Annotated in this window: 24 protein-coding genes, 1 tRNA gene and 1 pseudogene; 11 read left to right on the top strand and 15 right to left on the bottom strand. The window is 39.7% G+C overall.

Going from position 1 to position 23,764, the window contains the following annotated elements:
* Positions 1-36 precede the first annotated feature (36 nt).
* The 15 genes from ACFG4S_RS02615 to ACFG4S_RS02545 all read right to left on the bottom strand — a co-directional run bounded on the left by ACFG4S_RS02615 (position 37) and on the right by ACFG4S_RS02545 (position 15,482).
* Positions 37-1,629 carry a glycosyltransferase family 39 protein gene (locus tag ACFG4S_RS02615; protein WP_392533323.1) on the bottom strand — a complete coding sequence of 531 codons (1,593 nt, stop codon included), beginning with the start codon at positions 1,627-1,629 and terminating at the stop codon, positions 37-39.
* A 206-nt stretch (positions 1,630-1,835) separates the two neighbouring features.
* The gene (locus ACFG4S_RS02610) at positions 1,836-3,503 is read right to left on the bottom strand and encodes a glycosyltransferase family 39 protein (protein ID WP_392533322.1); all 1,668 of its coding nucleotides are present in this window, start codon (positions 3,501-3,503) and stop codon (positions 1,836-1,838) included.
* Positions 3,504-4,099: 596 nt separating this feature from the next.
* Entirely contained in the window at positions 4,100-4,891 is a 792-nt protein-coding gene (locus tag ACFG4S_RS02605; RefSeq protein ID WP_392533321.1) for a GNAT family N-acetyltransferase, read from the bottom strand.
* Between the two features lie 566 nt (positions 4,892-5,457).
* Positions 5,458-6,378 carry an NAD(+) kinase gene (locus ACFG4S_RS02600; protein WP_392533320.1) on the bottom strand — a complete coding sequence of 307 codons (921 nt, stop codon included), beginning with the start codon at positions 6,376-6,378 and terminating at the stop codon, positions 5,458-5,460.
* 6 nt (positions 6,379-6,384) lie between these two features.
* Positions 6,385-6,690 carry an NADH-quinone oxidoreductase subunit NuoK gene (nuoK, locus tag ACFG4S_RS02595; RefSeq protein ID WP_006199065.1) on the bottom strand — a complete coding sequence of 102 codons (306 nt, stop codon included), beginning with the start codon at positions 6,688-6,690 and terminating at the stop codon, positions 6,385-6,387.
* A 60-nt stretch (positions 6,691-6,750) separates the two neighbouring features.
* Positions 6,751-7,365 carry an NADH-quinone oxidoreductase subunit J gene (locus ACFG4S_RS02590; RefSeq protein ID WP_392533319.1) on the bottom strand — a complete coding sequence of 205 codons (615 nt, stop codon included), beginning with the start codon at positions 7,363-7,365 and terminating at the stop codon, positions 6,751-6,753.
* Between the two features lie 108 nt (positions 7,366-7,473).
* Complete coding sequence (ndhI, locus tag ACFG4S_RS02585; RefSeq protein WP_392533318.1) at positions 7,474-8,058, bottom strand: NAD(P)H-quinone oxidoreductase subunit I; 585 nt, start codon at positions 8,056-8,058, stop codon at positions 7,474-7,476.
* Positions 8,059-8,163: 105 nt separating this feature from the next.
* Positions 8,164-9,282, bottom strand: coding sequence for an NADH-quinone oxidoreductase subunit NuoH (nuoH, locus tag ACFG4S_RS02580; protein WP_392533317.1), 1,119 nt, complete (start codon positions 9,280-9,282; stop codon positions 8,164-8,166).
* 295 nt (positions 9,283-9,577) lie between these two features.
* On the bottom strand, positions 9,578-10,714 hold the full coding sequence (locus ACFG4S_RS02575; protein WP_392533316.1) for a citrate synthase: 1,137 nt from the start codon (positions 10,712-10,714) through the stop codon (positions 9,578-9,580).
* A 107-nt stretch (positions 10,715-10,821) separates the two neighbouring features.
* Positions 10,822-11,316: a phosphohistidine phosphatase SixA gene (gene sixA / locus ACFG4S_RS02570; RefSeq protein WP_392533315.1), complete on the bottom strand. Its 495-nt coding sequence runs from the start codon at positions 11,314-11,316 to the stop codon at positions 10,822-10,824.
* A 150-nt stretch (positions 11,317-11,466) separates the two neighbouring features.
* Positions 11,467-11,637, bottom strand: coding sequence for a hypothetical protein (locus tag ACFG4S_RS02565; protein WP_392533314.1), 171 nt, complete (start codon positions 11,635-11,637; stop codon positions 11,467-11,469).
* Positions 11,618-12,169 carry a hypothetical protein gene (locus tag ACFG4S_RS02560; RefSeq protein ID WP_392533313.1) on the bottom strand — a complete coding sequence of 184 codons (552 nt, stop codon included), beginning with the start codon at positions 12,167-12,169 and terminating at the stop codon, positions 11,618-11,620. The genes ACFG4S_RS02565 and ACFG4S_RS02560 overlap by 20 nt, the downstream gene beginning before the upstream one ends.
* Positions 12,170-12,182: 13 nt before the next feature.
* The gene (locus ACFG4S_RS02555; RefSeq protein ID WP_392533312.1) at positions 12,183-12,653 is read right to left on the bottom strand and encodes a DUF29 domain-containing protein; all 471 of its coding nucleotides are present in this window, start codon (positions 12,651-12,653) and stop codon (positions 12,183-12,185) included.
* A 217-nt stretch (positions 12,654-12,870) separates the two neighbouring features.
* The gene (locus ACFG4S_RS02550; RefSeq protein WP_392533311.1) at positions 12,871-14,154 is read right to left on the bottom strand and encodes a bifunctional oligoribonuclease/PAP phosphatase NrnA; all 1,284 of its coding nucleotides are present in this window, start codon (positions 14,152-14,154) and stop codon (positions 12,871-12,873) included.
* Between the two features lie 830 nt (positions 14,155-14,984).
* Positions 14,985-15,482, bottom strand: a complete 498-nt coding sequence (locus ACFG4S_RS02545; protein ID WP_392533310.1) for an HNH endonuclease — start codon at positions 15,480-15,482, stop codon at positions 14,985-14,987.
* Between the two features lie 381 nt (positions 15,483-15,863).
* Here ACFG4S_RS02545 and alr point away from each other — a divergent pair, with 381 nt between their 5' ends.
* The 11 genes and pseudogenes from alr (at position 15,864) to ACFG4S_RS02490 (ending at position 23,668) form a co-directional block, all read left to right on the top strand.
* Positions 15,864-17,051 carry an alanine racemase gene (gene alr / locus ACFG4S_RS02540; protein ID WP_392533309.1) on the top strand — a complete coding sequence of 396 codons (1,188 nt, stop codon included), beginning with the start codon at positions 15,864-15,866 and terminating at the stop codon, positions 17,049-17,051.
* 317 nt (positions 17,052-17,368) lie between these two features.
* Positions 17,369-17,450: transfer RNA gene (locus ACFG4S_RS02535), tRNA-Leu, on the top strand.
* 416 nt (positions 17,451-17,866) lie between these two features.
* On the top strand, positions 17,867-18,220 hold the full coding sequence (locus ACFG4S_RS02530) for a hypothetical protein (protein WP_392533308.1): 354 nt from the start codon (positions 17,867-17,869) through the stop codon (positions 18,218-18,220).
* Between the two features lie 228 nt (positions 18,221-18,448).
* Positions 18,449-18,580, top strand: coding sequence for a hypothetical protein (locus ACFG4S_RS02525; RefSeq protein WP_392533307.1), 132 nt, complete (start codon positions 18,449-18,451; stop codon positions 18,578-18,580).
* A 34-nt stretch (positions 18,581-18,614) separates the two neighbouring features.
* On the top strand, positions 18,615-19,031 hold the full coding sequence (locus tag ACFG4S_RS02520; RefSeq protein WP_392533306.1) for a hypothetical protein: 417 nt from the start codon (positions 18,615-18,617) through the stop codon (positions 19,029-19,031).
* Positions 19,032-19,044: 13 nt separating this feature from the next.
* Positions 19,045-19,692 (top strand): annotated as a pseudogene (locus ACFG4S_RS02515) (caspase domain-containing protein); the annotation flags it as partial.
* A 451-nt stretch (positions 19,693-20,143) separates the two neighbouring features.
* On the top strand, positions 20,144-20,368 hold the full coding sequence (locus ACFG4S_RS02510) for a pentapeptide repeat-containing protein (RefSeq protein ID WP_392535885.1): 225 nt from the start codon (positions 20,144-20,146) through the stop codon (positions 20,366-20,368).
* Between the two features lie 77 nt (positions 20,369-20,445).
* Positions 20,446-21,006, top strand: a complete 561-nt coding sequence (locus ACFG4S_RS02505) for an N-acetylmuramoyl-L-alanine amidase (protein ID WP_392535884.1) — start codon at positions 20,446-20,448, stop codon at positions 21,004-21,006.
* Positions 21,007-21,670: 664 nt separating this feature from the next.
* Positions 21,671-22,741, top strand: a complete 1,071-nt coding sequence (locus ACFG4S_RS02500; protein ID WP_392533305.1) for a response regulator — start codon at positions 21,671-21,673, stop codon at positions 22,739-22,741.
* 47 nt (positions 22,742-22,788) lie between these two features.
* Positions 22,789-23,166 carry a PleD family two-component system response regulator gene (locus ACFG4S_RS02495; protein ID WP_392533304.1) on the top strand — a complete coding sequence of 126 codons (378 nt, stop codon included), beginning with the start codon at positions 22,789-22,791 and terminating at the stop codon, positions 23,164-23,166.
* A gap of 4 nt (positions 23,167-23,170) precedes the next feature.
* Positions 23,171-23,668, top strand: coding sequence for a chemotaxis protein CheW (locus ACFG4S_RS02490; RefSeq protein WP_392533303.1), 498 nt, complete (start codon positions 23,171-23,173; stop codon positions 23,666-23,668).
* The last annotated feature ends 96 nt before the right edge of the window (positions 23,669-23,764 follow it).

Here is a 23,764-nt window from a genome sequence, read left to right as displayed (position 1 = left end):
CAACCGTCATCAGGTAACAGGTTATTAATTTTATAGTCATTCTGAATTCTTAACTAATTTCCAAAGCAAGTAATTATTATCACTATATGCAACCTTGCTTGCATACTTGTAAGTAGCTTCTATTTTTTGACGCCAGATATCTGAAGGATTTAGTAAAAAAATATCAGTGAATATATCAGGAATATTGGGAACATTTTGGTTATTTAGTAATTCAAATTTGACTTTATCCTCTAAAATATAACTCAGAGAAAAGATATTTCCATAATTAATTCCAAACGCATCAGTAATCAAAAGTGGACGATCGGTTTGATTAATAATTCTGGCAACTTGTGGATTACCATAGCTAATAACCTTGCTCCACCAAGTTTCTGCCTGGGAACTTACCCCGTAAGAAACTAGTCCACAAATAATTAGTAGTCCAGTAATTGTTTGCCAGATTCTTCGACGTAAAAAACTCTGATTATTTAGTTTAGTAGCTAATAGATAAATAACAGATAATTGAATCCCAAAATAAAAAGGTAATAAATAGCGTTCCGAAAGTGAGCGTATACCGCCAAAAATCAAATCTGGTACCATTAACGGTAGTGCAGTAATTAGAATGAACGTCAGGATAAACAACCAGATTTTATAGTTACTTGTTCGACAGAGAAAATAAATAGAATATGCAATAAAAGTGAAAAAAATTGGTGTAATTATATAGCAAAAGGGATTTTCAAAGCCAAAGTCTAAATCCAGAAAAATCCGACTTAACTGTAGCAGCCAAGATTTAATTAAAACCTCTAAGGGTAGATGTGTTGTTGTCCAAGCTGTTGAAGTATTAAATTGCAAAAAGTTATTGATTAGAACCAATATCCAAGGTATGAAAGCTAAAAATCCTGCTAGCGATGCTAGAAAATAAGCTTTGACTGTCCCAGTTAACCTAAATCTGGCAATGATAATTACATAAATTGCATGACCAACTGCTACAAATCCACTCAATAAAAATGTATACAAACTAATCGCCAAGGTTACGGCATAGATTCCCCAATTTAATATGCGTAGTCTTGGATATGTTGATTCGAGCCTTAATGCTCGTAGCAATGAGGCATTGCATAATAATATGGTGACTAGCCAGAGAATATATTCTCGTGCTTCCTGGGCGTATACTAGCTGAATAGGGGAAATTGCCATAAGTGCGATCGCAATCTCTGATACCCATAACTGTCCTTTAAATAATTCTCGACATAACCAATAAGCACTGGGAAAAATTAATAAGCTGATAAACGCAGATAAACTTCTAATTGCTGTCACCGAATTACCAAAAATTTGTACCCAAAGCCGACCGATTAAATAATACAATGGAGGATGTTGTGGATCTTCTGTTTCTAAAGATCTAATGGTATCAATTATGTCCTTTTCTGTATTAATGCTTTGAAATTTAGCAAAGCTTTCCTTAGTAATTACATGCCCATTAAATATTTGCTGTTTTGCTAAATTTTTGGTATATCCAGAAATCCGCAATAAAGTGAAAGTTTCATCATGCCAGAAAACTTTCAGATCGAGGTTGAAAAAACGAAAAAATATACCCGTTATTAAGAGAAGAACAATCAAAAACCGCAACTTATTTTCAGCAATTTTTAGATGGTGCATAACTAAATTTTACAATCATAATTTGTAGACAATTACTCACTCTTTGCTCTGTGGGGAAAAATATTTAATATCTATGGAAATTCGGTTTGATTTATGAAAAAATTAGTAACGTCCTAAATCCTGATAAATGGTGCATTACGCTGTGAATAACACACCTTACATATCTTTTCAAAAATCGAATAGTAACCCCATAATACATTACCACACTATAAACTAGAGGGTAATTTATTATTATGTACGCTATTAGGTCGGCGGGAATTACCAGGTTTAGTTAATTTCCAAACAAAATAATAATTGTCATAGTAAATAATATCTGTTTTGAAGTTATACTTTTTTGCTATGAGTTCGTGCCACTGCTCTGAAGTATTAAGTAAAAAAACATCAGCAAATTCATTAGATATTTTAGGAATTTGTTGATTGCTCACCAATAAAAATCGCACTTTTGGTTCTAAAAGATAGATCAGAGAAAAGAGATTTCCATAATTATTGTCTAAAATATTACTAATTAAAAGTGGGCTATTACTCTGATTGATAATTTGAGCAACTTGGGGATTGCCATAATTCATACCTTTATTCCACCAAGTTTCTGCTTGGGAACTCACCTTAGAAGAAATTAAACCACAAATAATCAGCAATGTCATGATGATGTGCCAAATACTCCGGCGTGAAAAGCTACCATTGTATAATTGCGTAGCCAGTAGATAAGCAATAGCTAGTTGAATTCCTAAATAAGATGGGATTAAATATGGTTCAGTAAACGCTTGTATACCTCCAGCGCTTAAGTTTGCTAATATTAGGGGCAGTCCTGGGACTACAATCAATGTAATAATAAACGACCAAACTTTGTAGTTGCTGGTACGACAAAGAAAATAAATTGAATATCCTACCAAAGTTAAATAAATTAGTGTAATTAAATAAACTAGAGGATTTTCTAAGCTAAGGTTTATATCAAAAAAAATCCGGCTGATCTGCATCAGCAAAAATGGAACGATCGGCATCAAAGATGACTGGGTTGTTGTCTTCTCTCCGGAAATCAGAAATTTGAAAAAGTGACCCATGACAATTGTTATCCAAGGCATGAAGGCTAAGAAACTTACCAGCGAGGCTAGCAGATAAGCTCTGACAGTTTCAGTCACTTGAAATCTCGCAGCGATCGCTACATAAATTCCGTGAGCAAGTGCGATAAATCCACTCCAAATAAACGTATAAAGACTAATGGTCAAAGTTATTGCATAAATGCTCCAACTAGCGAAGATATCTGGCCGCTGTCTTTCTTTTGTTAGCCGATCTTGATGTTGGGATTCCAACTGCATTGCTCTCAATAGTGAAGCGCTAGATAGCAATATACTGATTAACCAAAGAATATATTCTTGTGCTTCTTGGGCGTATACTAGGTGAATTGGAGAGATCGCTGTAAGTGCGATCGCTATCCCAGGAACTGATAACGGCACATTAAATAATTCTCGGCATAGCCAATAAATACAGGGAAAAACCAGCAAACTAATGAAGGCAGATAAACTTCTGATTGCTGTCACCGAATTACCAAAGATTTCCATCCACAATCTGGCGATTATATAATACAACGGTGGATGTAGAGAATCTTCTCTTGCTAAAGACATAATTATGTCATTTAAGCTTTTTTCTTGATTTGCACCTTGAAATTTGGCAAAACTTTCTTTACCAATGACACGATTATTAAAAAGTTCCTGTTTGGCTTCAGTTATCGTGTAACCAGAAATCCGCAATGAGGTATAAGTTTCATCATGTGAGTAAACCTTGCCATCAAGGTTAAAAAAGCGAAACAATATACTCATCACTAACAAGAATATAATTAAAAACCGCAACCAACTCGGAGCAAATTTGAGGTGGCGCATAAATATGTTTCCCAAAATTGTTTTAAAATAACCCAGCTTATCTTACTTCATGATGTACATAGATGTAGCTTGTGGCAGACATCCTTAAAAAAGAGATCTGAGTGTATTCATAAGATATCGCCAACTATACTTTTAAAGTCATATTATTTTGACAAATGATAATAAACTTCTCTCTTCTATTAACTCTGAAAACAAGTGCAAAAGGTTGTATCAAATACCGCAAAAATCGGTTTCTTTATGAAACTGAGATACAGGAGAGTTCAAATTAGTGAAATACACCTTAAAACCTCATCTTGATAAAGTACAGTTTTATCGGGATGAGGTTAAGCTGTACCTAGGTTGCTTAGGAAATGCTATAGTAATTTCGAGAATTTTGTGCGAACTCGGATGTTTGTAACCAACATTAGCTATTAGGCTAAATTTAGACAAGTGCATCAAGAATTCTTTGGAGAAAATCCACGAGCTTCAACTATGGTAGAAGTGAAATCATTAGTCGAGCCAGCGATGCTAATTGAAGTTGAAGTTAATGCGATCGCTCCAGATTCCTAGTAATTAGTGTCAACTCATTTTTGATTTACTTAAAAGATAATTAATTATTACCAAATTTTGTAACCCCATCGATAAAAATCCTTGCTATTAGATATAGTTAAAAAATCAATAGTCTTAAAATCTCTATCAATAGCCGGAAGACTGCATATTTTAGCTCCAATATTTAAGTATGCTTGCAAAATTTTGGGAATTTCTATTTTAGATGAATTTGGAAAATTTTGAGGCAGTTCTAGACAAAATGGTGAATTGGGATAAACTAAAATACTCGGATGCATCAAGCCATTCTGCCGAAAATAATCATAAACGCAACTAGCTTGCCAAGGAGATTGTGTTAGTAATGATGCACAACCAAAGAAATATTGATTTCTACTCCAAATGAGATAATTTGCTAGTCCTTCCCAGAGTAGTAAAAGTGCCTGACTATTGCGGTATTCTTTAGCTATACATGTACGCCCAATTTCTACTGATGCCTGAAGCACAGAATCAGGAATTGCATTAAGATTAAATATATCGGCAGCATCAAAGCCTAGTCTTTGAGAAGCCATTCTATAAGTTTGCATCCGATAAGTTCCAATGGTTTTACCCGTCTGTTTGCAAATGAGAATCAAATGATGGCAAACATTATCAAACTTATCTCGATCCATCTCGGTAAAGTTAGAAGTAGAAAATCCTAAGCCTAGTTCAAGATTAAAAACTTCAAAGCGCAACCGAAAAATTGATTTTAATTCTTCTTCAGTTGAAGCAAGCCGTAGGATATATTTTTTAGTTTGAAGCACAGGAAAATCTTCAAGAGGAGGAGGATTCAGCGGGTAATTGATGTTGCGGCCAGAAACTTCCATCTATCTTCCTACTTAGATTTGCGAAAATATCTTACTAGGATTTAGACGCTATATGAATAGCTCACATAGTTTATTAATCTGTCGAAGTAAGCTGATATGCGTCTAAATTTTATAAACACTCTTTATAATCGCTGACGGTTATCTATCGGTCATCACTAAACTATCAGCTGTCATCAGGGAAATGTACTACTTTTATGCGTAACAAATCAGCTTATGATTGAGGTAATTTTCCAGAAAAATCCTATAGCTTTTTTACTCTTTGGGATTCGGGATAGAGTGCTTTTATTATCGACATTAATACCAAAAAAATCTGGCAATAAGATACAAAATTTTCCTTTGATATAGGTTATAAATGCAAGTCATGTCAATTCAAATTCAAAATTAAAAAACCCTAATTTAATCTTGGTTTTCAGGTTTGTATCTGTTACAATTAAGGCAAAAAGCCCCTAAATAAATCCAGGGGCTGGGATAATTTTAATTTTGATACCTGGGTTGAGTGTAGCGATCGCTCACGACAGGCGGTTACGCCATTAGAATCTGCGGTAAATGCACTCTAAAATACTTAATTAATTACGGTGATTATTGTTGTAGTGAACCCTCGTACCTGCCCACAGCAACTTCTCCCGCAGCGTTTGATAGTAGGAATTGTTCTCGCGCAAAATAATAAATTTAGCCCGACAATCTGCCATCCGCACATCAACCCGGTGTCCCGGCCAAATTGAAGTCCCCAACACCCCATCTGTCCACAGTTTGGTACTTAAATCATAATCCCCCAAAGGCCAAATACTCACCACAGAACCAGGGGGTAAAACGAGGGGACGACTAGAAAGGCTCATTGCACAAATAGGAGTGACGGTAATCGCCTCCATCCCATCGTGCATAATGGGGCCATTCGCAGAGACGGTGTAACCTGTAGAACCTGTAGGAGTGGAAATAATCAAACCGTCTCCGACGTATTGATCGACTACCTCACCGTCGATTTCCATTTCGAGAATTGAGGTAATCATTCGGTCAGCGGAAGCAGGTTTGACGCAAAATTCATTCAAAGCCAGGTAACGCTCACTGACTGGCTCTAAATTAGACCCATGACCCTCATACACCGCAGCTTGTAACATCATCCGGCGTTGGATTGCATAGCGATCGTCAAACAGCCGATCCCAAACTTTCTCCGTATCCTGAAACTCTTCCACTGACTCAGTTAAAAACCCCAGATGACCTCCCACATTCACTCCCAGAATTGGGATGCCAGCCGGGGCTAAATGTCTGGCACCAGTTAAAACAGTACCATCACCACCAAGTACCAAAGCGAGATCTATTGGTTGACCCGCCGAAGCCAAAAAGACTGGATAAGGGTTGTCTTTCGGCCCGCTAGGTCCCATCAACACTTGGCACTGGCGATTTTCTAGTTGTTTCGCGCACATTTCTGCCCATTGTTTACTCCGGGCATCCCGCGCTTTATAAGCAATGATTACCTGCTTTAGTTGCACGCACAGTTACCACTTCAGGAGATTAAACTGCTCCATATCGACGGTATCGCGGTTGCGATAAATGGCCAGCACGATCGCTAAACCCACCGCCGCCTCGGCTGCGGCCACAGTAATCACAAATACTGTGAAAACCTGACCCTTAATTAATGTTGAGTCGAGGAAGTTGGAAAATGCCATTAAATTCAGATTAACAGCATTGAGCAGCAACTCAATCGACATCAGCACCCGCACAGCGTTGCGGCTGGTAATTAAACCGTAGATACCGATACAAAATAGAGCCGCTGCTAATAATAAAAAGTACTGGAGTTGCATGAATCTGGGTATTCCTTCTGAAAAAACCGGGCTTTTTCTTTGCGATCGCAGTCGCAAATTTTACTCTCTTGGTTCGCTAGTTGTTGATACCAGTTCTCTAGGGCGTTCTGGCAAAGTCAAAACAGTTTGCCCAATGTCGGATCGTGTGAGTTGGTCTGGCAAATATTCACGACGTGCCAAAATAATTGCCCCTACCATTGCTATCAGCAGCAAAATGGAAGCAAGTTCAAAAGGTAGTAAAAAGTCAGTGAAGAAATGTTCTCCAATCAAAATGATAGAACTTTCGCCACCCACCACAGGAGCAGTTGAGTAAGCCCAAGGAGTAGCCAGCACCATCGTACTTAAAAGGCCAAACAATCCTAAGCTAACTATACCTGTTAGTAGTTTCCGCACCCACGAGTTAGGAAATGGCACAAAATTCTGCCGTTTATTTACCAACATAATGGCAAATAAAATCAACACGTTAACCGCCCCAACATAAATCAGTATTTGTGCAGCTGCAACAAAATCAGCATTCAGTAACAGGTAAATTCCCGCCATGCTGATAAAGACGCCGCCTAGCATAAAGGCAGAATAGACAATGTTGGCGAACAGCACCACACCAATGGCTGCGCCAATCATCATCACACCCAGTATGCCAAGTGATACTAACTGTACTCCTTCTGCTAGATTCACTGTTTTTTCCTTAGTCAATGGTCAATGGTCATTGGTCATTGGTCGTTAGTCATTAGTCATTAGTCATTTGCAAAAGACAAAGGACGAAGGACAAATGACAAATTAGATTTATTTTTCTGTTTGTTCTACTAGGTCTTCTGGACGCGCACCTCCACGTGCCGCATCTGCTGGTAGTCCATGTGGTTCGAGGACGCCCTTGGGTAGGTAAACTAGTTCGCGTAGTGGTGTCACCATTGGGTCATCTGTTACCTTGTAGGGCAGACGACCTAAGGCTACGTTGTCATAATTCAATTCATGGCGATCGTAAGTGGCAAGCTCATACTCTTCTGTCATCGATAGACAGTTAGTTGGGCAAAATTCCACACAGTTACCGCAAAAGATACAAACTCCAAAGTCAATACTGTAGTGATTGAGTTTTTTCTTTTTGCTGGCTTTGTCGAATTCCCAATCTACTACAGGCAGATTAATTGGACAAACACGAACACAGACTTCGCACGCGATGCATTTATCAAATTCAAAATGAATTCTACCGCGAAATCGTTCGCCAGGAATCAGTTTTTCGTAAGGGTACTGTACGGTAATCGGACGCCGCTGCATGTGGTCGAAGGTGACAGCAAGTCCCTGACCAATGTAACGCGCAGCTTGTACTGTTTCTTTGGCGTAATCACCAACTTGTTTTAGGAACTTGAGCATTGTGTTTCACTCTCTCTTTTTAAGCTATCAGCGTTATTTGTCCCTTGTCCTTTGTCCTTAGTCATTAGTCATTTGTACTAATGACTGATGACTAATGACTAATGACTAACCACCAAAAGCGAAGGGAAAGGCTAGTTTCAAGGCAGCGGTTAATAGGAGATTAACCAAACCAACTGGCAACAAAAACTTCCATCCTAAATCTAACAGTTGGTCAATCCGTACCCGTGGTACTGTCCACCGCAGTAGGATAGCGACAAACACTAGTAAATAGGCTTTGAACACGGTCATAGTGATACCCAAAGAAGCAGTTATTATCTGCAACACAGGATTTGCTTCACTAACTCCCAGCCAACCAGCGATGAGGTTGAGGGGAATGGGAAAGTCCCAACCGCCCAGGTAGAGAATTGCTACCAGTAAAGAAGAAAGGATTAAGTTAACGTAGGAGCCCAGGTAAAACAGACCGAATTTCATGCCTGTGTATTCAGTCTGATACCCTGCGACTAGTTCTTCTTCCGCTTCGGGTAAGTCAAAGGGCAATCGTTCGCATTCAGCTAGGGCGGCTATCCAAAAAATTAGGAAACCGATTGGTTGACGCCAAATGTTCCACCCCAAGATGCCGTAGCCGGATTGTTGGTTAACAATATCAACAGTACTGAGACTATTAGACATCATAGCGATCGCTAACACCGCCAACGCCAATGGGATTTCATAACTAATAGATTGCGCTGCTGCCCGCAAGCCCCCTAAGAGGGAGTATTTATTATTCGATGCGTAGCCAGCCATCAACAAGCCAATGGGTTGAATGCTTGACAAGGCAATCCACAAGAATACGCCCATACCCACATTACTAATTACGATGTTCTGTCCAAAGGGGACGATCAGGAACGACAGAAACACCGGAATCACAACGATAATTGGGCCAAGGGTAAACAGCCAGGGGTCAGACTTGGCTGGTACGATATCTTCTTTAAATACCAGCTTCAGACCATCCGCTACAGGCACCAGTAAGCCGAAAGGTCCTTGGTATTCTGGACCGATTCGCTGTTGGGCGGCAGCGGAAATTTTCCGTTCTAGCCACGTAGCGACTAATACCCCCACTGTTGCCCCAATCAACATCAGTATCATTGGCAGTGGCATCCAAATTGCTTTGGCTGTTCCTGCTGGTACACCTAAATCCATGAGGGATTCAATAAAAGTTCCTTGGAGGTCAATTCCTGAATTCATGTTTCCGCTCTTTAAGACATGAGTCATTGTGAGTTACAAATATTACTTTAATTAATACCTGTAAATTCACTTATTAATAATTTCTGCCGAGATGACGCCTGATTGAAGATTTGTTGCCAATTCCCATGCCTAGTATATCTTGGATGGTTTTACCACCCTGAAGCGAGATGAGAACTTCTACTTATGGTTGGCATTGAGAGGAGGCGGAGGGGCGGAGGGGCAGAGGGGCAGAGGAGATAATAGTAACTCTTAATTCCTAACTCAGCACTCAGCACTCCTAACGCCCCATGCCCATTTACCTTTGCTCAATGGGCAGATAAGGAACTTCGTGATTACCGTTGTAAACTTGGGTAGGACGGAAAATGCGGTTTTCTGCTAGCTGTTCTTTCCAGTGGGCTAGCCAACCGGCAACGCGGGCGATCGCAAATATTGGCGTAAACAAGTCTGTGGGAATTCCCATTTTTCTGTACACTAAACCGGAATAAAAGTCAATATTGGGATAAATCCCTTTGCTACCGAGTTTTTCCTCTACCACTCGTTCCATTTCTTGAGCAATGTCATAGAATTTGTCATGCCCAAACTTCTCAAACAATTGCTCTGCTAGTCCTTGTAAAATTATGGCTCGTGGATCTTTGACTTTATACACACGATGTCCAAAGCCCATAATCTTAGATTTAGTTTCCAGACAATGCTCTATGTAGGGACGGACATTTTCCACAGAGCCAATTTTTTCTAACATCTGAATTACTTCTTCATTAGCTCCACCATGTAGGGGACCTCCCAAGGTTCCCACAGCGCTAGCAACCACAGCGTAAGGGTCTGTCAAGGTGGAAGCTGTCACCCTAGCACTGAAGGTAGAAGCATTCATTGTATGCTCAACCTGAAGTATCAAGCAGATATCAAAAACTCTCGCCATCAGAGGATCGGGTTCTTTCTCATCGAGCATGTACAGAAAGTTGGCGGAGTAATCTAAGTCATCACGCGGACGCACAGGGTCATTGCCTTTTCGCATCAGTTGGAACGCCGCCACCATCGTTGGAATTGTGGCTATCAGGCGCACCACCGAATCTCGAATGTAGACAGGATTATGTAAATCGCGGAGCGAATAAAACAAGCCCAAAGCAGCAGCAGAGGCTTGCAAGGCATCCATTGGGTGGCCGCTTTCTGGAAAACATTTCATCATGTCCCGAATGCGGTATTTTATCCGCCGGTGGTAACGAACTTCATGCTCAAATGTTTCCAGTTCTTCCTTGCTTGGCAGTTTACCCCAGATTAAGAGATAAGCAGTTTCCAAGAATGTACTTTTTTCTGCTAATTCCTCAATCCGAATGCCACGATATTCTAGTATTCCTTTTTGCCCATCAACATAGCTGATACTTGATTGGGCGGCGGGAATGCCTTCTAAACCAGGCTTGTATTCGCACACCATCATGGCAACACCATTTATTTGTTGAAATATCTGATCAAGCTAACTTACCAGAAATTATTGTCGCCATAACAGTAGCCATTCTTACAACAATCGGAAATGTTGAAAAACTGTTACAGCAGGTACTTGGGTGGTGTCAACCAAAACATCTGACTACGACCCAAAGGAGAACCTGTTTCTGGTAGTTTTATCCCAATCATACCTGCTTTTTTCAAGACTAAGCTTCCTTTGACTTCCCCCCATAGGAGAATTTCTGCCCAATTGCTCAAACCAGGTTCATGTCCAACCAGCGCCAGTTGGGTATTTTGGGAATAATTTCTTGGCTCTAACCAATCTTTGAGCCAACTAGAAATTTCACCTTCAGGAGCAAGGTGGCTAGATTCCTCTAATTGTGAGCTTAGTTTTTCTGCGATGAGGATTTCAGCCGTTTGCCTTGCCCTCACTAAGGGACTCGTGAGAATCAAATCAAAGTTTAATCCTAATTTAATAAGTTTCTGGGAAACTTTCTCGGTTTTTTGCCTTCCTTCTTTGGTGAGGCTGCGCTCCTCATCCTTGATGCCTAATCCTTTGTCTTCGGCAATGCCATGACGAATTAAATATAGTTCCATACTTTTAGTTTTGTAGCTTAACGGGGTGTAACCCGTGCTTAGTTAGGATTTACGTCTGGTGTAACTCAACCTATCCTAATCTTAATCATTATTACGTATTCGTTGAACTGCTATCTGTGCCGTGCAACGCGGCGTTAGACATTCTAAGTGTTATGGATATGGCAATAGGTTTAAACCTTGAATAAATCTGTAATCCCGTTGGTTTTTTGTGATAACCGGGTAATTCCCCACTATTGCTGTAGCTGCAATCAGACTATCAGCAATGAGCAAGCCATGAATGAGGCGATAAGACCACAATAAATTAACTGCTGTCTCTAACACCGCGTACCCAAGCAGTGCTATCAGCTAAATCTTGGCGATCGCTCCACATCCCAATAAAGCTATCATTTATCAAGTCAAAGTCTGGCGACTGAGAGGCAGGTTCAACTAGTGGATATGTTTTTTGCGCCTTTGCGAGAGCATCATTCACTACAGAATTCAAAAACTCGCGTGAGGCACGAATTGTTAATAACTCTTTTTGATCATCAGGTGTCCATTCTGTCAATAGTTCACTAACCAAAGTATCAAACTCTAGCACATTTCCCGAATATGGGCTTTGAATATATCCATGAGCAAGACTATTCCAAGCTTCAAAACAAAACTGAGCAAAGTCAAATTGAGAAATTGATAATTCTCCCAAAGAGTACATATGCTTAAGTAAGCCTATAACTGGGAAACGTTCAATAGGAATCGATACATCAACTGCTCGCTTTCTTAACGCTCCCTCAAAAGTACTCCATAGCAAAAGAAAGGCTGCTTTAAAGGCTTGTTCAATTAACTCCTCATCATATTGGGCATATCTACACTTATACAAAAATTCTACATAGTTATTCGTTAGCGTTAGGATAAAAGTCTAAGTCTAAAATCTCATCAATAGAAAAGGGAGAGGCGATCGCAAGGTTATCCTCTGATAAATTAGTTTCCACCATTGCCTCTCGCCGCGCTCTTTGATAGGTAGTATTTATCCACTCTGTATCATTTAAAAAACGCCACAAGCTAGGACTTTCTTGCAGCAATTCATCTATATTTAGTCGCTCACGAGTAATGGTCACTTGCCAACGGTGGCTACGATGTTCCGGTTGATACTTCCACTTCCACAAATGCGACAAGACTAACCGCAATGCACTTTGCAACGCTCGCTGTTGACTCCTACCCAAGTCCACCACTTCCTCAATTAAGTGTTCTAAATCCAGCGTGTCCCACTGATGCGATTGTAAAAGCTCTGCGGTCTGCTCTACCCAAGCATAAAAATCTTGATCGTACAGGGTTTGTAACATTTGGAGTTTTATAGAGTTCATGGCGCTCTTCCTTGGTAAATAAATGGGTAGGCGCAGGTTAAGTTTATTTGTGCCAACCGTTCTTAACATTAGGCACGAACTATATTCACAATCAGTTCAGCTTCCCTAATAAAACCCAAATTCCCGACTTTTCTAAAAAGTCGGGAAGGAATGCTATTTGACCAAACAATTTGACTGTTACATAAGTTAGGAGTTCTCCTCATCTCCTCACCTTCCTCTACTCAGACTGAATCGGGTTGTCTCTAGGATTCACTAACCTCAGTAGTTTTTGCTTAATTTGAGCGTCGAATACTTCCCATTTCATTTTTGCATAGGCAGAATTTTCGTTGCTGCCAGATAAGAAGCCCATCGGGATTTCAAAGCCGCCTGCGCTTGTCCTTCCACCACCGAAAAAGCGCCCTGTGCTATCTTGCCCAAAGGCTTCTTTGATGAATTCATCAGGGTCTAGGGTAAGTTTGCTAGTTCTTAGGGAACCAATGACTATTTCTAGTTCTTCGTCTTCGTCGTGAACAATGCCATAAACTACAGCAGTGTGGACGTTTTCTTCGGTGACGAGAAAATCAGCCGCTTGGGGGATGGCGTCGCGGTCGTCGTAGCGTAGGTAACCGACACCAGCAATAGAAAAGTTATTTTGGACGATGCGATTTTTGAGCGATCGCTCGATCACATCCATCACCCGCTTAGAACGATTCGCCTGTAAAATGGCATTGAGCAGTTGGGCGTCATAAAATCGGCTTAAATATGCCGCTGCCATAAAGTCTTCTTCTTGCGCTTGCATCAGCCGATTTGTATCTGACCGCAAGCCATGCATCAATGCAGTAGCGCATTTGACATGTTGATTTATGCTGCTATCTAATGTTAGTAATCCCGCTTGGAGATATTGAGTAAAAATTGTTGCCGTCGCTCGTACATAAGGACGAATATCAACAAACTCTGATTCGAGTTCACCTTGTAAACTATGATGGTCAATAAGCACCACTAATGGAATTTTCGCATGCTGCATCGCTGATAATAGCTGGGAAGTAGTTCCCTGATTATCAATTAATACAAAACCTTGATAACATGACAAATCCTTGGTTTTCAAGGTTTGCTGTGTCCAGCGTTGAATCGGTAAATTAGTCAACCTTACCAAGGCAATATTTTCTTGGTGGCTCAAAGCACCAGCATAGATTATCTCAGATTTGATATCGTATTGCTGAGCAATTAACTGATAAGTCCAGGCACAAGAAAGGGCATCAGGGTCAGGAAAATCTTGTAGAATTATCAGCTGGCGATCGTGTCGGTGCGCTAGCAGAGTTCTTTGCAGTTCTTCTGACTTTTGTTGTGCCAGAGAATTACCGCGTTGACTAAGATAGATAGTTCCTTCACTTAGTGATGGCGGTAATGATGGACTCTTAAGTGTAGCTTCCACTGGATCTTTCTCTATGTCAGCTTCTTCTGGGTTTGGCTCTGTGGTCAATGACAAACTCTTAAATTGAGTAATGGGAGAGTTCAAGTACATAGGGAACTTTTTTTAAAGTGTGAGGTTCCATCAATTCAGAAACACTACAATCAGTGATTCCCTGAATTTAGGCACATTATTTTGATCTTCGCAAAAATATCAAGAGATAGCACTATATATCTAAGTATATTTTTTGTCAGTAAAACTTTTCACCAATCAACTAATTCCCCTAGAATGTATATTGATGCTGGAAAATAGAAGTTTTGTATATTTGGCTCGTTCTAGCAGCATAAACGTCTTTTATGACCTTTTTTATTGTCTGTAAATTTCACTAGAGAGATTTTTATTCAAAGTTCATAGCTGGCTTTCAAAATTTATCTTACTTAGGGTATACTTTCCATCTAATACTTTAGAGTTAGTCTTTGATATTTGAAATAATCTTATTTTCAATAGTCTCATTATTTTGACTATTGAGCAATTAATATTATGGAGCATTAGGTATGGGGCACTGGGCATTAGTTATTTCGTCTTTAACCCCCTGCTTTCTCATAGCCTAGTACTACTCAAGCTGTGGTAGACGAATACCATAATCAAAGATTTGTTACTGCTGCTACCAGTTGAAAATTCACATATTTGCCAACGAAGCCCAGTTATTTACCACTTTTATGAGGTATAGTTAAAGTCTGTTGTATTTTTTGCTTGGATTTCATCAGACTGCTATGTTTGCTTGTGCCCAAGAGGGTATCTGAAATCTGTCTAGAGACCCCAATCAACAAAGAATTTGTCAAAGTCAAATCTGTGCAATTCGGTTTTAGCCTTGTTCCAAAACCAAGCAGGAAGGCAACCCGACTATATATTGTAAATTCTTCATACTACTAGGCTACCTCATATCAAAGTCCTATAACATACTTTTGCCACTCTTTATGCAGTCCACTCTTGAGATGTTTGCTGACCTCGAAGTAGAGACTGCTATAAGGTTGGCGGGGAGGGTGACGCAAAGGCATATGAGCTTCGTGGGGAGTGCGACTGCCTTTTTTTACATTGCAACGCACACAAGCTGTAACAATGTTCTCCCAAGTATCACCTCCGCCCCTCGATCGCGGTATTACATGATCTAAGGTCAACTCATCTCCTGTATAACCACAGTATTGACAGGCATGACCGTCACGGTGCAAGATATTTCGGCGCGTGAGAGGAATTTCTTTATAAGGAACGCGAACATAATGACGCAACCGGATTACGGTCGGCAATGGAAAATCCGAATAAAGGAATTTACCGTTGTGTTCTAAGCGTTCTGCTTTGCCCTTGATTAACAGAACAGCCGCACGACGCCAGCTCGTTATATTGAGAGGTTCGTAAGAAGCGTTTAAGACTAAAACTTTCCCCATTGATCTGCGCTCAGGGTATTAGCTTTACATAAATTTTAACACAAATACATCCTGCTAGGGAAATGAGAATTAATTATACTTTCGGGGGGATTGGGCAAAATAGCTCCGTTAGGGGTAGCGGGGCGTTTAGCCTTTTCTGAGTAAAGAAATGAAATTTCCTACTTAGCACTCCTGAGGGGCATTGCGTATCGGGGAAAGAGGTAATTTTTTATTCTCTTTTTTGCCCTTTGCCCCTACTCCCCTGCTCCTTCTTTTTTACCAGCATCTTGTATCAATTCCAAGTGAAGGTTAAACTTCCTGTTTAATCTGATATCGCTTTTAGGAGCGTGTATAGATAGATAACTTGGAAGTTTAGCCGTGGTGTGATAGGAGTCCGTACAAATGTTAAGTCGCAAACAAATCCCTGGTGTAGTTTCTAATCAACAGTGCGACACCTACGCGTGGTTTTCGCAAAGAGCCTGGGTAGAAATTGATTTAGCAGCGTTGTCCCATAATGTACAGAAATTGGTGCAGTTTTTATCACCGCACACCCAATTGATGGCAGTTGTAAAAGCTGATGCCTATGGACACGGAGCGGTAACTGTTGCCCAAACTGCAATCAAATCTGGAGCTAGTTGGCTGGGTGTTGCTACAGTTCCAGAGGCTATTCAATTGCGAGAAGGCGGGATTCAAGCCCCCATTTTGATTTTAGGCGCGACTCATACACTAGAGCAGATTCATGCGATCGCTCAGTGGCATCTTCAGCCCACACTGTGCAGCCCGAAACAAGCTCTAGTATTTTCTGATATTTTAGAATCCATGAACTATGGTTCTCCCATACCCGTACACATTAAATTAGATACCGGGATGTCGCGGTTAGGAACTAATTGGCAACAAGCTGGTGAATTTGTGCAATTAGTCCAGCGGTTACCACATCTTTCTATTGCCAGCATTTATTCACATTTGGCAACAGCAGACGATCCTGATACTACGGGAATGGAAGAACAGCATAGACGATTTGAGGCAGCGATCGCCCAAATCAAAGCAATGGGAATTCAATCACCGTGTTTGCACTTGGCAAACTCTGCGGCTGCACTTACAGATCCGGCATTCCACTACGACATTGTGCGAGTCGGTTTAGCGGTTTACGGACTTTACCCAGCACCGCATTTACAAAATGCGATCGACCTCAAACCCGTTTTGCAACTTAAAGCACGAGTAACCCAAGTCAAAACAATTGCCGCAGGAACCCCTGTCAGCTACGGCCATCAATTTATTGCCCCGTGTGAACTTCGCCTAGCTGTCGTGGGAATTGGTTATGCCGACGGTGTTCCTCGTAATCTTTCCAACAAAATGCAGGTATTAATTCGCGGTCAACGAGTGTCGCAAATCGGCACAATTACGATGGATCAGTTGATGCTAGATGTCAGTGCTATACCCGATATCCAAGAAGGAGAAGTAGTCACCTTGCTTGGAGAACAGGGAGAAGAAAAAATTTCAGCAGACGATTGGGCAGAAAAATTAAACACTATTTCTTGGGAAATTCTCTGTGGGTTTAAGCATCGTCTGCCTCGGGTTGCGGTTATGTAATTGGGCATTGGGCATTGGGCATTGGTTATTAATTCATCTCTTTATCTTCGCTCATACCCATTTCCTATTCCTTATAAGAACTCCAAGAAATAAAAACAACCGCTTGAAGTTGTTGACTGTGGTCACTGAATCTCGACTCACTTCGACGCCGCGGTAGTTGAGCGTAGTCGAAACTCAGTGCAAGTCGCTCGATTTGAGCGTTGGTCATTGAGCATAGTCGAAATGAGCCGAAGTGTTGACTGTGAATAGTGGGATATTTTTTATTTGGAAGTACCTATTCCCAAAAATAATTTCTTATGGTAATATAGTAAACTGATGCGGATGTGGCGGAATTGGCAGACGCGCTAGATTTAGGTTCTAGTTCCGAAAGGAGTGAAGGTTCAAGTCCTTTCATCCGCACTTTAATAATTGCCAAAAACTGTATGAGCCAACAGGTTCATGCAGTTTTTGTATTAGCTAAAATTCATCATTACCCGTAAGTACGTAAGGTTCAGTCAAGAGCTAGATTTTGCCAGACTTAAGAAGATTATTGTCTGTGTTGTTTAACTTGGCGATCGCTCTGTTATTGCGTGATATTAAGCCTGAGAATAATCATTTTTGGTGGTAATTAGTGTGATTGCTCCTTACTCCCTTTTTTATTTATATAGCGATCGGTGATTTAAAAATGATGATTATACAGGAAATTGGCTCGCTAAACATAGATAATTAAAATATTGTGTAAAGCTCGCTTAAGTTAGTTAAATATTTATGGCTAATACTGGAATACCAACAATTTCTTTTGTAGTAGTTCACTTATTACTATCAGAGCAAAAGCGATGTTTTTTATACTTCTGAAAAGACCGAACAAGCAGCATGTTCATTTATTTATTTTGTTGACTGCTATTGCTATTCCTCTAATTTTTCCTCTTGAAGCTAAAGCAGAATGGTATGTTGCTGGCTACGACGATGAAGAGAATCCAATATACATAAATGATGAATCTGTTTATATTAAAGACCAAGTACATGGTGCTGAAGTTAAAACTAAACTGTTTGGGCGCGCAATCTTTGTAGTGAATTGTGAAACCAGTAATTATTATATTCAGACCAATCAAGGGACGCGAGAAGGTTATGCAGCACCTGGGACAGTTGCAGGGGTCATAGCAGACGAAATATGTGAAAAATATCATTGATGGGCTAAAAGGCTAAAGTGTCGAGGGCTAAAGAGTCCTCGCCTAGCCCTTTCAAGGTGGTGAAATTTGAAACAAAGATTGATTATTTCAACCTTCAAAAAGCCAAAAAAAAATGTCAGTAGAGGATTCAGTATGGTAGCACTGAAACAACGTATCTTTGTTGTTTACCTTGAAACGGCCAATACCATTTCACGAAATGCCTGATACAAATGATTGGTCTTTGTTTAGGTGCTGGAGATTGTTGTACTGGTTAATGCCAATGGGTTGCCGATCGCGATCGCCCAATTTTTAGCCATTTCTGCGTTCGTATTGACTAATTTGTTCTTCCCTATTGCTAGTTTACGTGTTACTACTGAATAATATTAAATCAAGAATAATTTCAATAATTAAATTTATGTCAGCAGAAAATTCTACCCCGAAAGCAATCTGGATTGTTACTGAAGAAACGGCGCAAACATTAAGTACAACTAGTGAAACATTCAGAAATAGTGGAGCAAGAAGCAGTGGTGATAGAGGAGGACTACTCGGAGTTGAAACTACTGAAGAGATAGTTGTGAGCCAAAAAAAAGGCGAAATAGTAATTACTAGACACAAAGTAGAGGTCACTAAACTCAAGCAGGAAATGAAGGGGTTTCTGGAAGCAATGCGGGAAATGCTTGATGAAGCTGACCAACCAGATTCTAAGATACAGCTTGATGAGGTGGAACTTTCTGTAGAAGTCAATGGCGAAGGACAAATCAGTTTGTTTGGCATCGGTGGTGGTAAAGCCGGGGGAAAAGGAGCAATGACTTTTAAATTTAAGCGGAAATAATTGGTACTTGAATATGGGTAGGAATTGGGCGATTGTTATTGGAATTAATCATTATGAGAATCTGCGATCGCTAAACTTTGCCAAGCGAGATGCTTCTGTAATGGCAGCTTGGTTTCAACAAGAAGCCAAGTTTAATCACGTTTTCCTCTTCACTGATGATTCTCCCCCAATTGCGGCAAATCCACCAATTCCCACTCAACCTACTTTTGGCCATGTGCGGCGATTCTTACGGGCGCAGTTTGAAAATATTCAATCTCCTTTATTAAAACCAGAAGATAATTTATGGTTTTTCTTTGCTGGTCATGGCAATCGATATAAAGATCGAGATTATTTAATGTTCTCAGATAGTGACCCAGGAGACATAGAACATACTGCTATTTCTGTTGATTTTATAACTCAAAGACTGAGGCGCAGTGGTGCTGATAATGTGGTATTGTTTTTGGATGCTTGCCGAGATGAAAGTAGTCGGGGGGGATTGGGAATTGGGGAGCAAAAGTATCAAGGAGTCATCACCTTTTATTCCTGTACAGCTAACCAAAAGTCTTGGGAAATTGAGCAGCTGCAACATGGATCATTTACACATTCACTATTAGAAGGATTGGGACTACAGGGAGAATCTAATTGTGCGACTGTAGAGCGTTTAGCACAATATTTAGATTACCAAGTTCCTGCTGTGAATTCTCGCTATGGAAAGCCAGCACAAAATCCTTATCTCCAGGCAGAACCACCTTATAAAATGTATTTTATTTTATTAGAGCAAACTGCCACACTTAGAGATGTAGAGCCATTAAAATATCAAGCCTCTCAAGCTGAAAACAGAGGCGATTTCTCATTAGCAAAACAATTATGGGTGAGAGTTTTAGCTGTATCCCGTAGTGATTGGGATGCAATTGAAGCTATTGAAAGGATTGCCAGACGTCAGCCATTAAGTTCTGAACCTCCAATCTCAACTCCTGTGCCTGTGCCTTCCCCAAGTGGAGGCAGGTCATTAACTTCTGAACCAGATACAGGTTCATCGACACCACCTGAAGCAACCCCAAAATTGCTGTTCGCTCAAAAACAAAAGTTTTTACGATGGGTTGGCTTAGGAGGGGTTATGACAATAGTTAGCGGTGTGTTCTTACCAATGCTCTGGAATCATCAACGTTTGCAGAGCAAGTCACCTGCACCCAGTTCACCTACACCAAGTTCACCTGCACCAAGTTCACCTACACCAAGTTCACCTACACCAAGTTCACCTACACCAAGTTCACCTACACCAAGTTCACCTACACCAAGTTCACCTACACCAAGTTCACCTACACCAAGTTCACCTACACCAAGTTCACCTGCATTAGAGAAAGCTTTGCAAAATTGCCATCTTGCCTCAGCTACTGGAACAGACCCTTCTCTTCCCAAAAAGGGAATTTTAGTGATGATTGATCCTGGACATGGTATTCCTCCAGACACAGGATATTTAGGCTTTTTTCGGGAAGAAGATGTAGTTCTACCTATCAGCAAAAAGATAGCAACAATTTTAGAAAAAAATGGTGTACAAGCCTTGCTAACGCGTGACAGTGACTGTACGATTTCAAAAGCTACCGTTACTTCAAGCTTAAGATATAGAGTAGAAAAGGCAAAAGAAGTTAATGCTGATTTGTTTGTTAGTGTTCACGCTAACATGTTTAATAAACAATCTAATGGTTTTGAAATATATACTTCTAATAATAGTAATAGTCAACGTTTGGGTCAGTTAGTGAGCAGTATGATTGTCCAAAGTATTCGGAACAGCTTGTTCAATAGAGGAGTAAAAGCAGGAGATCATTTATTTATTTTGGAAAATGTTTCTATGCCCTCAATTTTAATACAAACGGGTTTTATCGATAATAAAGAAGATGCTGCTTTATTGAACAACACAGATTTCCAAAATAAAATGGCTGAGGCAGTTGCTCAGGGTATTATCCAGTACCTCAAAGAAAAAAAGCAAATTAATTAAAAGGGTTATTCAGTTAATTTGGTTCTTCCCTAACGCGTAAATCATAGATAAACCCCAATTATACTGCTAAGTATTTACTACCCTTGTTCTTTTGCCGAGTTTCAAATCCATACCTCTACTCAATGGTCTACAGGTAATTACTAGTGTTAAAGTTTACTTAAATATTTTATTCCTGGATTTAGAATTTTTAAATGTGTTTTATTATTTTTTATTTATTCAGTATTTTTACTTAACTTTTCACTGAAATACTTAATTAAAAGTGGCTTGTATTACTATTTAAATGCTGAAGTACTGAATTTATTTTAAGTGTAAATACAGAAGTTCAAATATATTATTTTAAGAAAATCAGTATTATTCCTGTGGTCAGAATGGGGTTACTCAATGGAAAGTGGCTTCATCTAGTCTTGACATTTCTATGTCTTATTGTTCAAAAATGTCTATAAATCTCAGTAACAGAAAGTAAATTAATCACAATTTACTAATTTACTGAGATTTGAGCATTTGAAAATAATGCGACTTTCGTTGAGTTTCACCACAAATATTAGAGGCAAAATTTGTGTACTTTAAATTACAAAATATTGAAGCCTTTTACTTAACTTTCATTGTGGAAGAACTCTGCACGAATTTAGCTTACACATATCGAATTTAGCTGAGTAAAAGCAAAATGAGCACAACTCCTATAGGTAACTACAGGTTGTTCCAAAAACTACATCCGCTATCTCTGTTGGCACAATTAACCAGTCGGCGTGCTACAGGTTGCTTAAGCGTATTTACAGGGATAGTTTCTTGGTCAATTTATCTAGAGGACGGTAAACTTACTTATGCCTCCTATTCGGATAAACTGTTTGAACGGCTCGATAGTCATTTGCGGCGCTTGAGTCAGCAAATTCCTGCTCTCAACAGCGCTAATCGCATACAGATGCGGTTGATGTTTGAGACAAAGAATGAACATCAATCAATACTAAACCCAGATTATCAAGCTATTTGCTGGTTAGTCAATCAGAATTTGATCGCCCCTGTGCAAGCAGCAACCCTGATAGACGAATTAGCAAAAGAAGTACTGGAATCATTTCTGTGTTTAAAAGAAGGTAGCTATGAATTTAGTCCAGAAAACTCTTTAGATGAACTACCAAAGTTCTGTCGTCTGGATTTGCGATTACTTGTCGAACACTGTCAAAAGCAGTTAAGAAATCGGCAAAATATTCAGTCATCAATTCCTGCTGGTGGAAATTCTCAAGTTTTGCCAACAACACAACTGTCTCAAGTTCAGCCACAGTTGCAAATAAAACTTGGGCAAAAATCGCCGAGACAAATCAATTTTGATATTTCTGAAAATAATAATAAAACGACTCAGTTACCTGTTGGCAAAAACTTATATACAATTGCCTGTATTGATGATAGTCAAACAGTGTTGAATTCCATTAAGCACTTTTTGGATGAAAACACATTTTCTGTTGTAACGATCAACGATCCAGTCAAAGCTTTAATGCAAATTCTGCGGAGTAAGCCAGATCTGATTTTGCTAGATGTTGAAATGCCAAGTTTAGACGGCTATGAACTATGTTCATTATTACGAAAACATTCGGCTTTTAAAAGTACACCTATCATCATGGTGACTGGCAGGACAGGATTTATTGATAGAGCAAAAGCTAAAATGGTCAGGTCATCAGGATATTTGACGAAGCCGTTTACACAATCAGAATTGCTAAAAATGGTTTTTAAACATCTGGGCTAATTTAGTAAAATTTAATCATTTTAATTTACTTTTTAGGAGATTTTATAGTGAGCCTGACTTTACTTGGCACAATTCTAATTGTTGAAGATTCTCCCAGTGAATTGGAATTAATGAGCCATTATCTCAAAGAAAGTGGTTACAACGTCATCAAAACTACTGGTGCAAAAGAAGCTTTAGAAAAAGCTGTGTTAGAAAAACCAGATGCGATCGTTACTGATGTAGTCATGCCAGAAATGAGTGGATTTGAGTTGTGTCGTTCCCTCAGAAGAAATCCAATTACTGCAAAAGTGCCGATTGTAATTTGTAGTTCTAAAAATCATGAAATTGACCGTTTGTGGGCGATGAGACAAGGTGCAGATGCCTATATAACTAAACCTTACACCCGCGATCATCTGCTACGCACTATTAAATCAGTGGTAATTTGAACCAATGACTAGTACAAAAATTTTAGTTTCCCCCAAACCAGCCGAAAATAACTTAGCAGACGGTTATTTGAAATTCCAGCTAAATCAACAAACTGCTGCTGTTTTATCAATGAAGCATACACAAGAAGCTATTCTTGTACCCATTGAATCGATTACTTCAATGCCGAATATGCCCCACTGCATATTAGGGTTAATGAATTGGCGGAGTAGGATAATTTGGGTAATTGATTTGCCAAGAATGCTGAATTTAGAATCTCTCGATTATCGGGTGCGTCAGTATAATGCGATTGTGATTCGGGTGGAATCAATGCTTTTGGGGTTAGTTGTACAAGAAATAAAAGGTACAACTAAGTTTGTTGCTGATGAGATTCATTCTCCTATAGGACAAGTGGCATCTAGCTTAGTGCCTTATTTATGTGGCTGTGTTGTGCAACAAAAAGAAATATTACTTGTATTAGATTCTCAGGCTATTGTCCAGTCTTCTATTCTCCGCAGTGATTAGAGTTGAATTCAGGAGTCAGAATAGTTATGAATATTCTATTCGTACAAGAATAAAATAAATTCTGACTTCTAATTATTGAACTCTTTCTATAGTGTT

The sequence above is a fragment of the Nostoc sp. C117 genome, from assembly GCF_043099735.1.
Taxonomy (GTDB): domain Bacteria; phylum Cyanobacteriota; class Cyanobacteriia; order Cyanobacteriales; family Nostocaceae; genus Nostoc.
The sequence above is the reverse complement of the archived record's forward strand: the minus strand, read 5'-3'. Positions and strand labels throughout refer to the sequence as shown.

Bases quoted from the DNA above. Each gene is read 5' to 3' on its own strand.
- ACFG4S_RS02500 (WP_392533305.1), top strand. From the start codon at position 21,671: ATGAGCACAACTCCTATAGGTAACTACAGGTTGTTCCAAAAACTACAT.
- ndhI (WP_392533318.1), bottom strand. From the start codon at position 8,058: ATGCTCAAGTTCCTAAAACAAGTTGGTGATTACGCCAAAGAAACAGTA.
- nuoH (WP_392533317.1), bottom strand. From the start codon at position 9,282: ATGAATTCAGGAATTGACCTCCAAGGAACTTTTATTGAATCCCTCATG.
- ACFG4S_RS02520 (WP_392533306.1), top strand. From the start codon at position 18,615: ATGTCAGCAGAAAATTCTACCCCGAAAGCAATCTGGATTGTTACTGAA.
- sixA (WP_392533315.1), bottom strand. From the start codon at position 11,316: ATGGAACTATATTTAATTCGTCATGGCATTGCCGAAGACAAAGGATTA.
- ACFG4S_RS02610 (WP_392533322.1), bottom strand. From the start codon at position 3,503: ATGCGCCACCTCAAATTTGCTCCGAGTTGGTTGCGGTTTTTAATTATA.
- ACFG4S_RS02505 (WP_392535884.1), top strand. From the start codon at position 20,446: ATGATTGATCCTGGACATGGTATTCCTCCAGACACAGGATATTTAGGC.
- ACFG4S_RS02555 (WP_392533312.1), bottom strand. From the start codon at position 12,653: ATGAACTCTATAAAACTCCAAATGTTACAAACCCTGTACGATCAAGAT.
- ACFG4S_RS02605 (WP_392533321.1), bottom strand. From the start codon at position 4,891: ATGGAAGTTTCTGGCCGCAACATCAATTACCCGCTGAATCCTCCTCCT.
- ACFG4S_RS02490 (WP_392533303.1), top strand. From the start codon at position 23,171: ATGACTAGTACAAAAATTTTAGTTTCCCCCAAACCAGCCGAAAATAAC.
- ACFG4S_RS02615 (WP_392533323.1), bottom strand. From the start codon at position 1,629: ATGCACCATCTAAAAATTGCTGAAAATAAGTTGCGGTTTTTGATTGTT.
- nuoK (WP_006199065.1), bottom strand. From the start codon at position 6,690: ATGCAACTCCAGTACTTTTTATTATTAGCAGCGGCTCTATTTTGTATC.
- ACFG4S_RS02545 (WP_392533310.1), bottom strand. From the start codon at position 15,482: ATGGGGAAAGTTTTAGTCTTAAACGCTTCTTACGAACCTCTCAATATA.
- alr (WP_392533309.1), top strand. From the start codon at position 15,864: ATGTTAAGTCGCAAACAAATCCCTGGTGTAGTTTCTAATCAACAGTGC.
- ACFG4S_RS02530 (WP_392533308.1), top strand. From the start codon at position 17,867: ATGTTTTTTATACTTCTGAAAAGACCGAACAAGCAGCATGTTCATTTA.
- ACFG4S_RS02550 (WP_392533311.1), bottom strand. From the start codon at position 14,154: ATGTACTTGAACTCTCCCATTACTCAATTTAAGAGTTTGTCATTGACC.
- ACFG4S_RS02575 (WP_392533316.1), bottom strand. From the start codon at position 10,714: ATGATGGTGTGCGAATACAAGCCTGGTTTAGAAGGCATTCCCGCCGCC.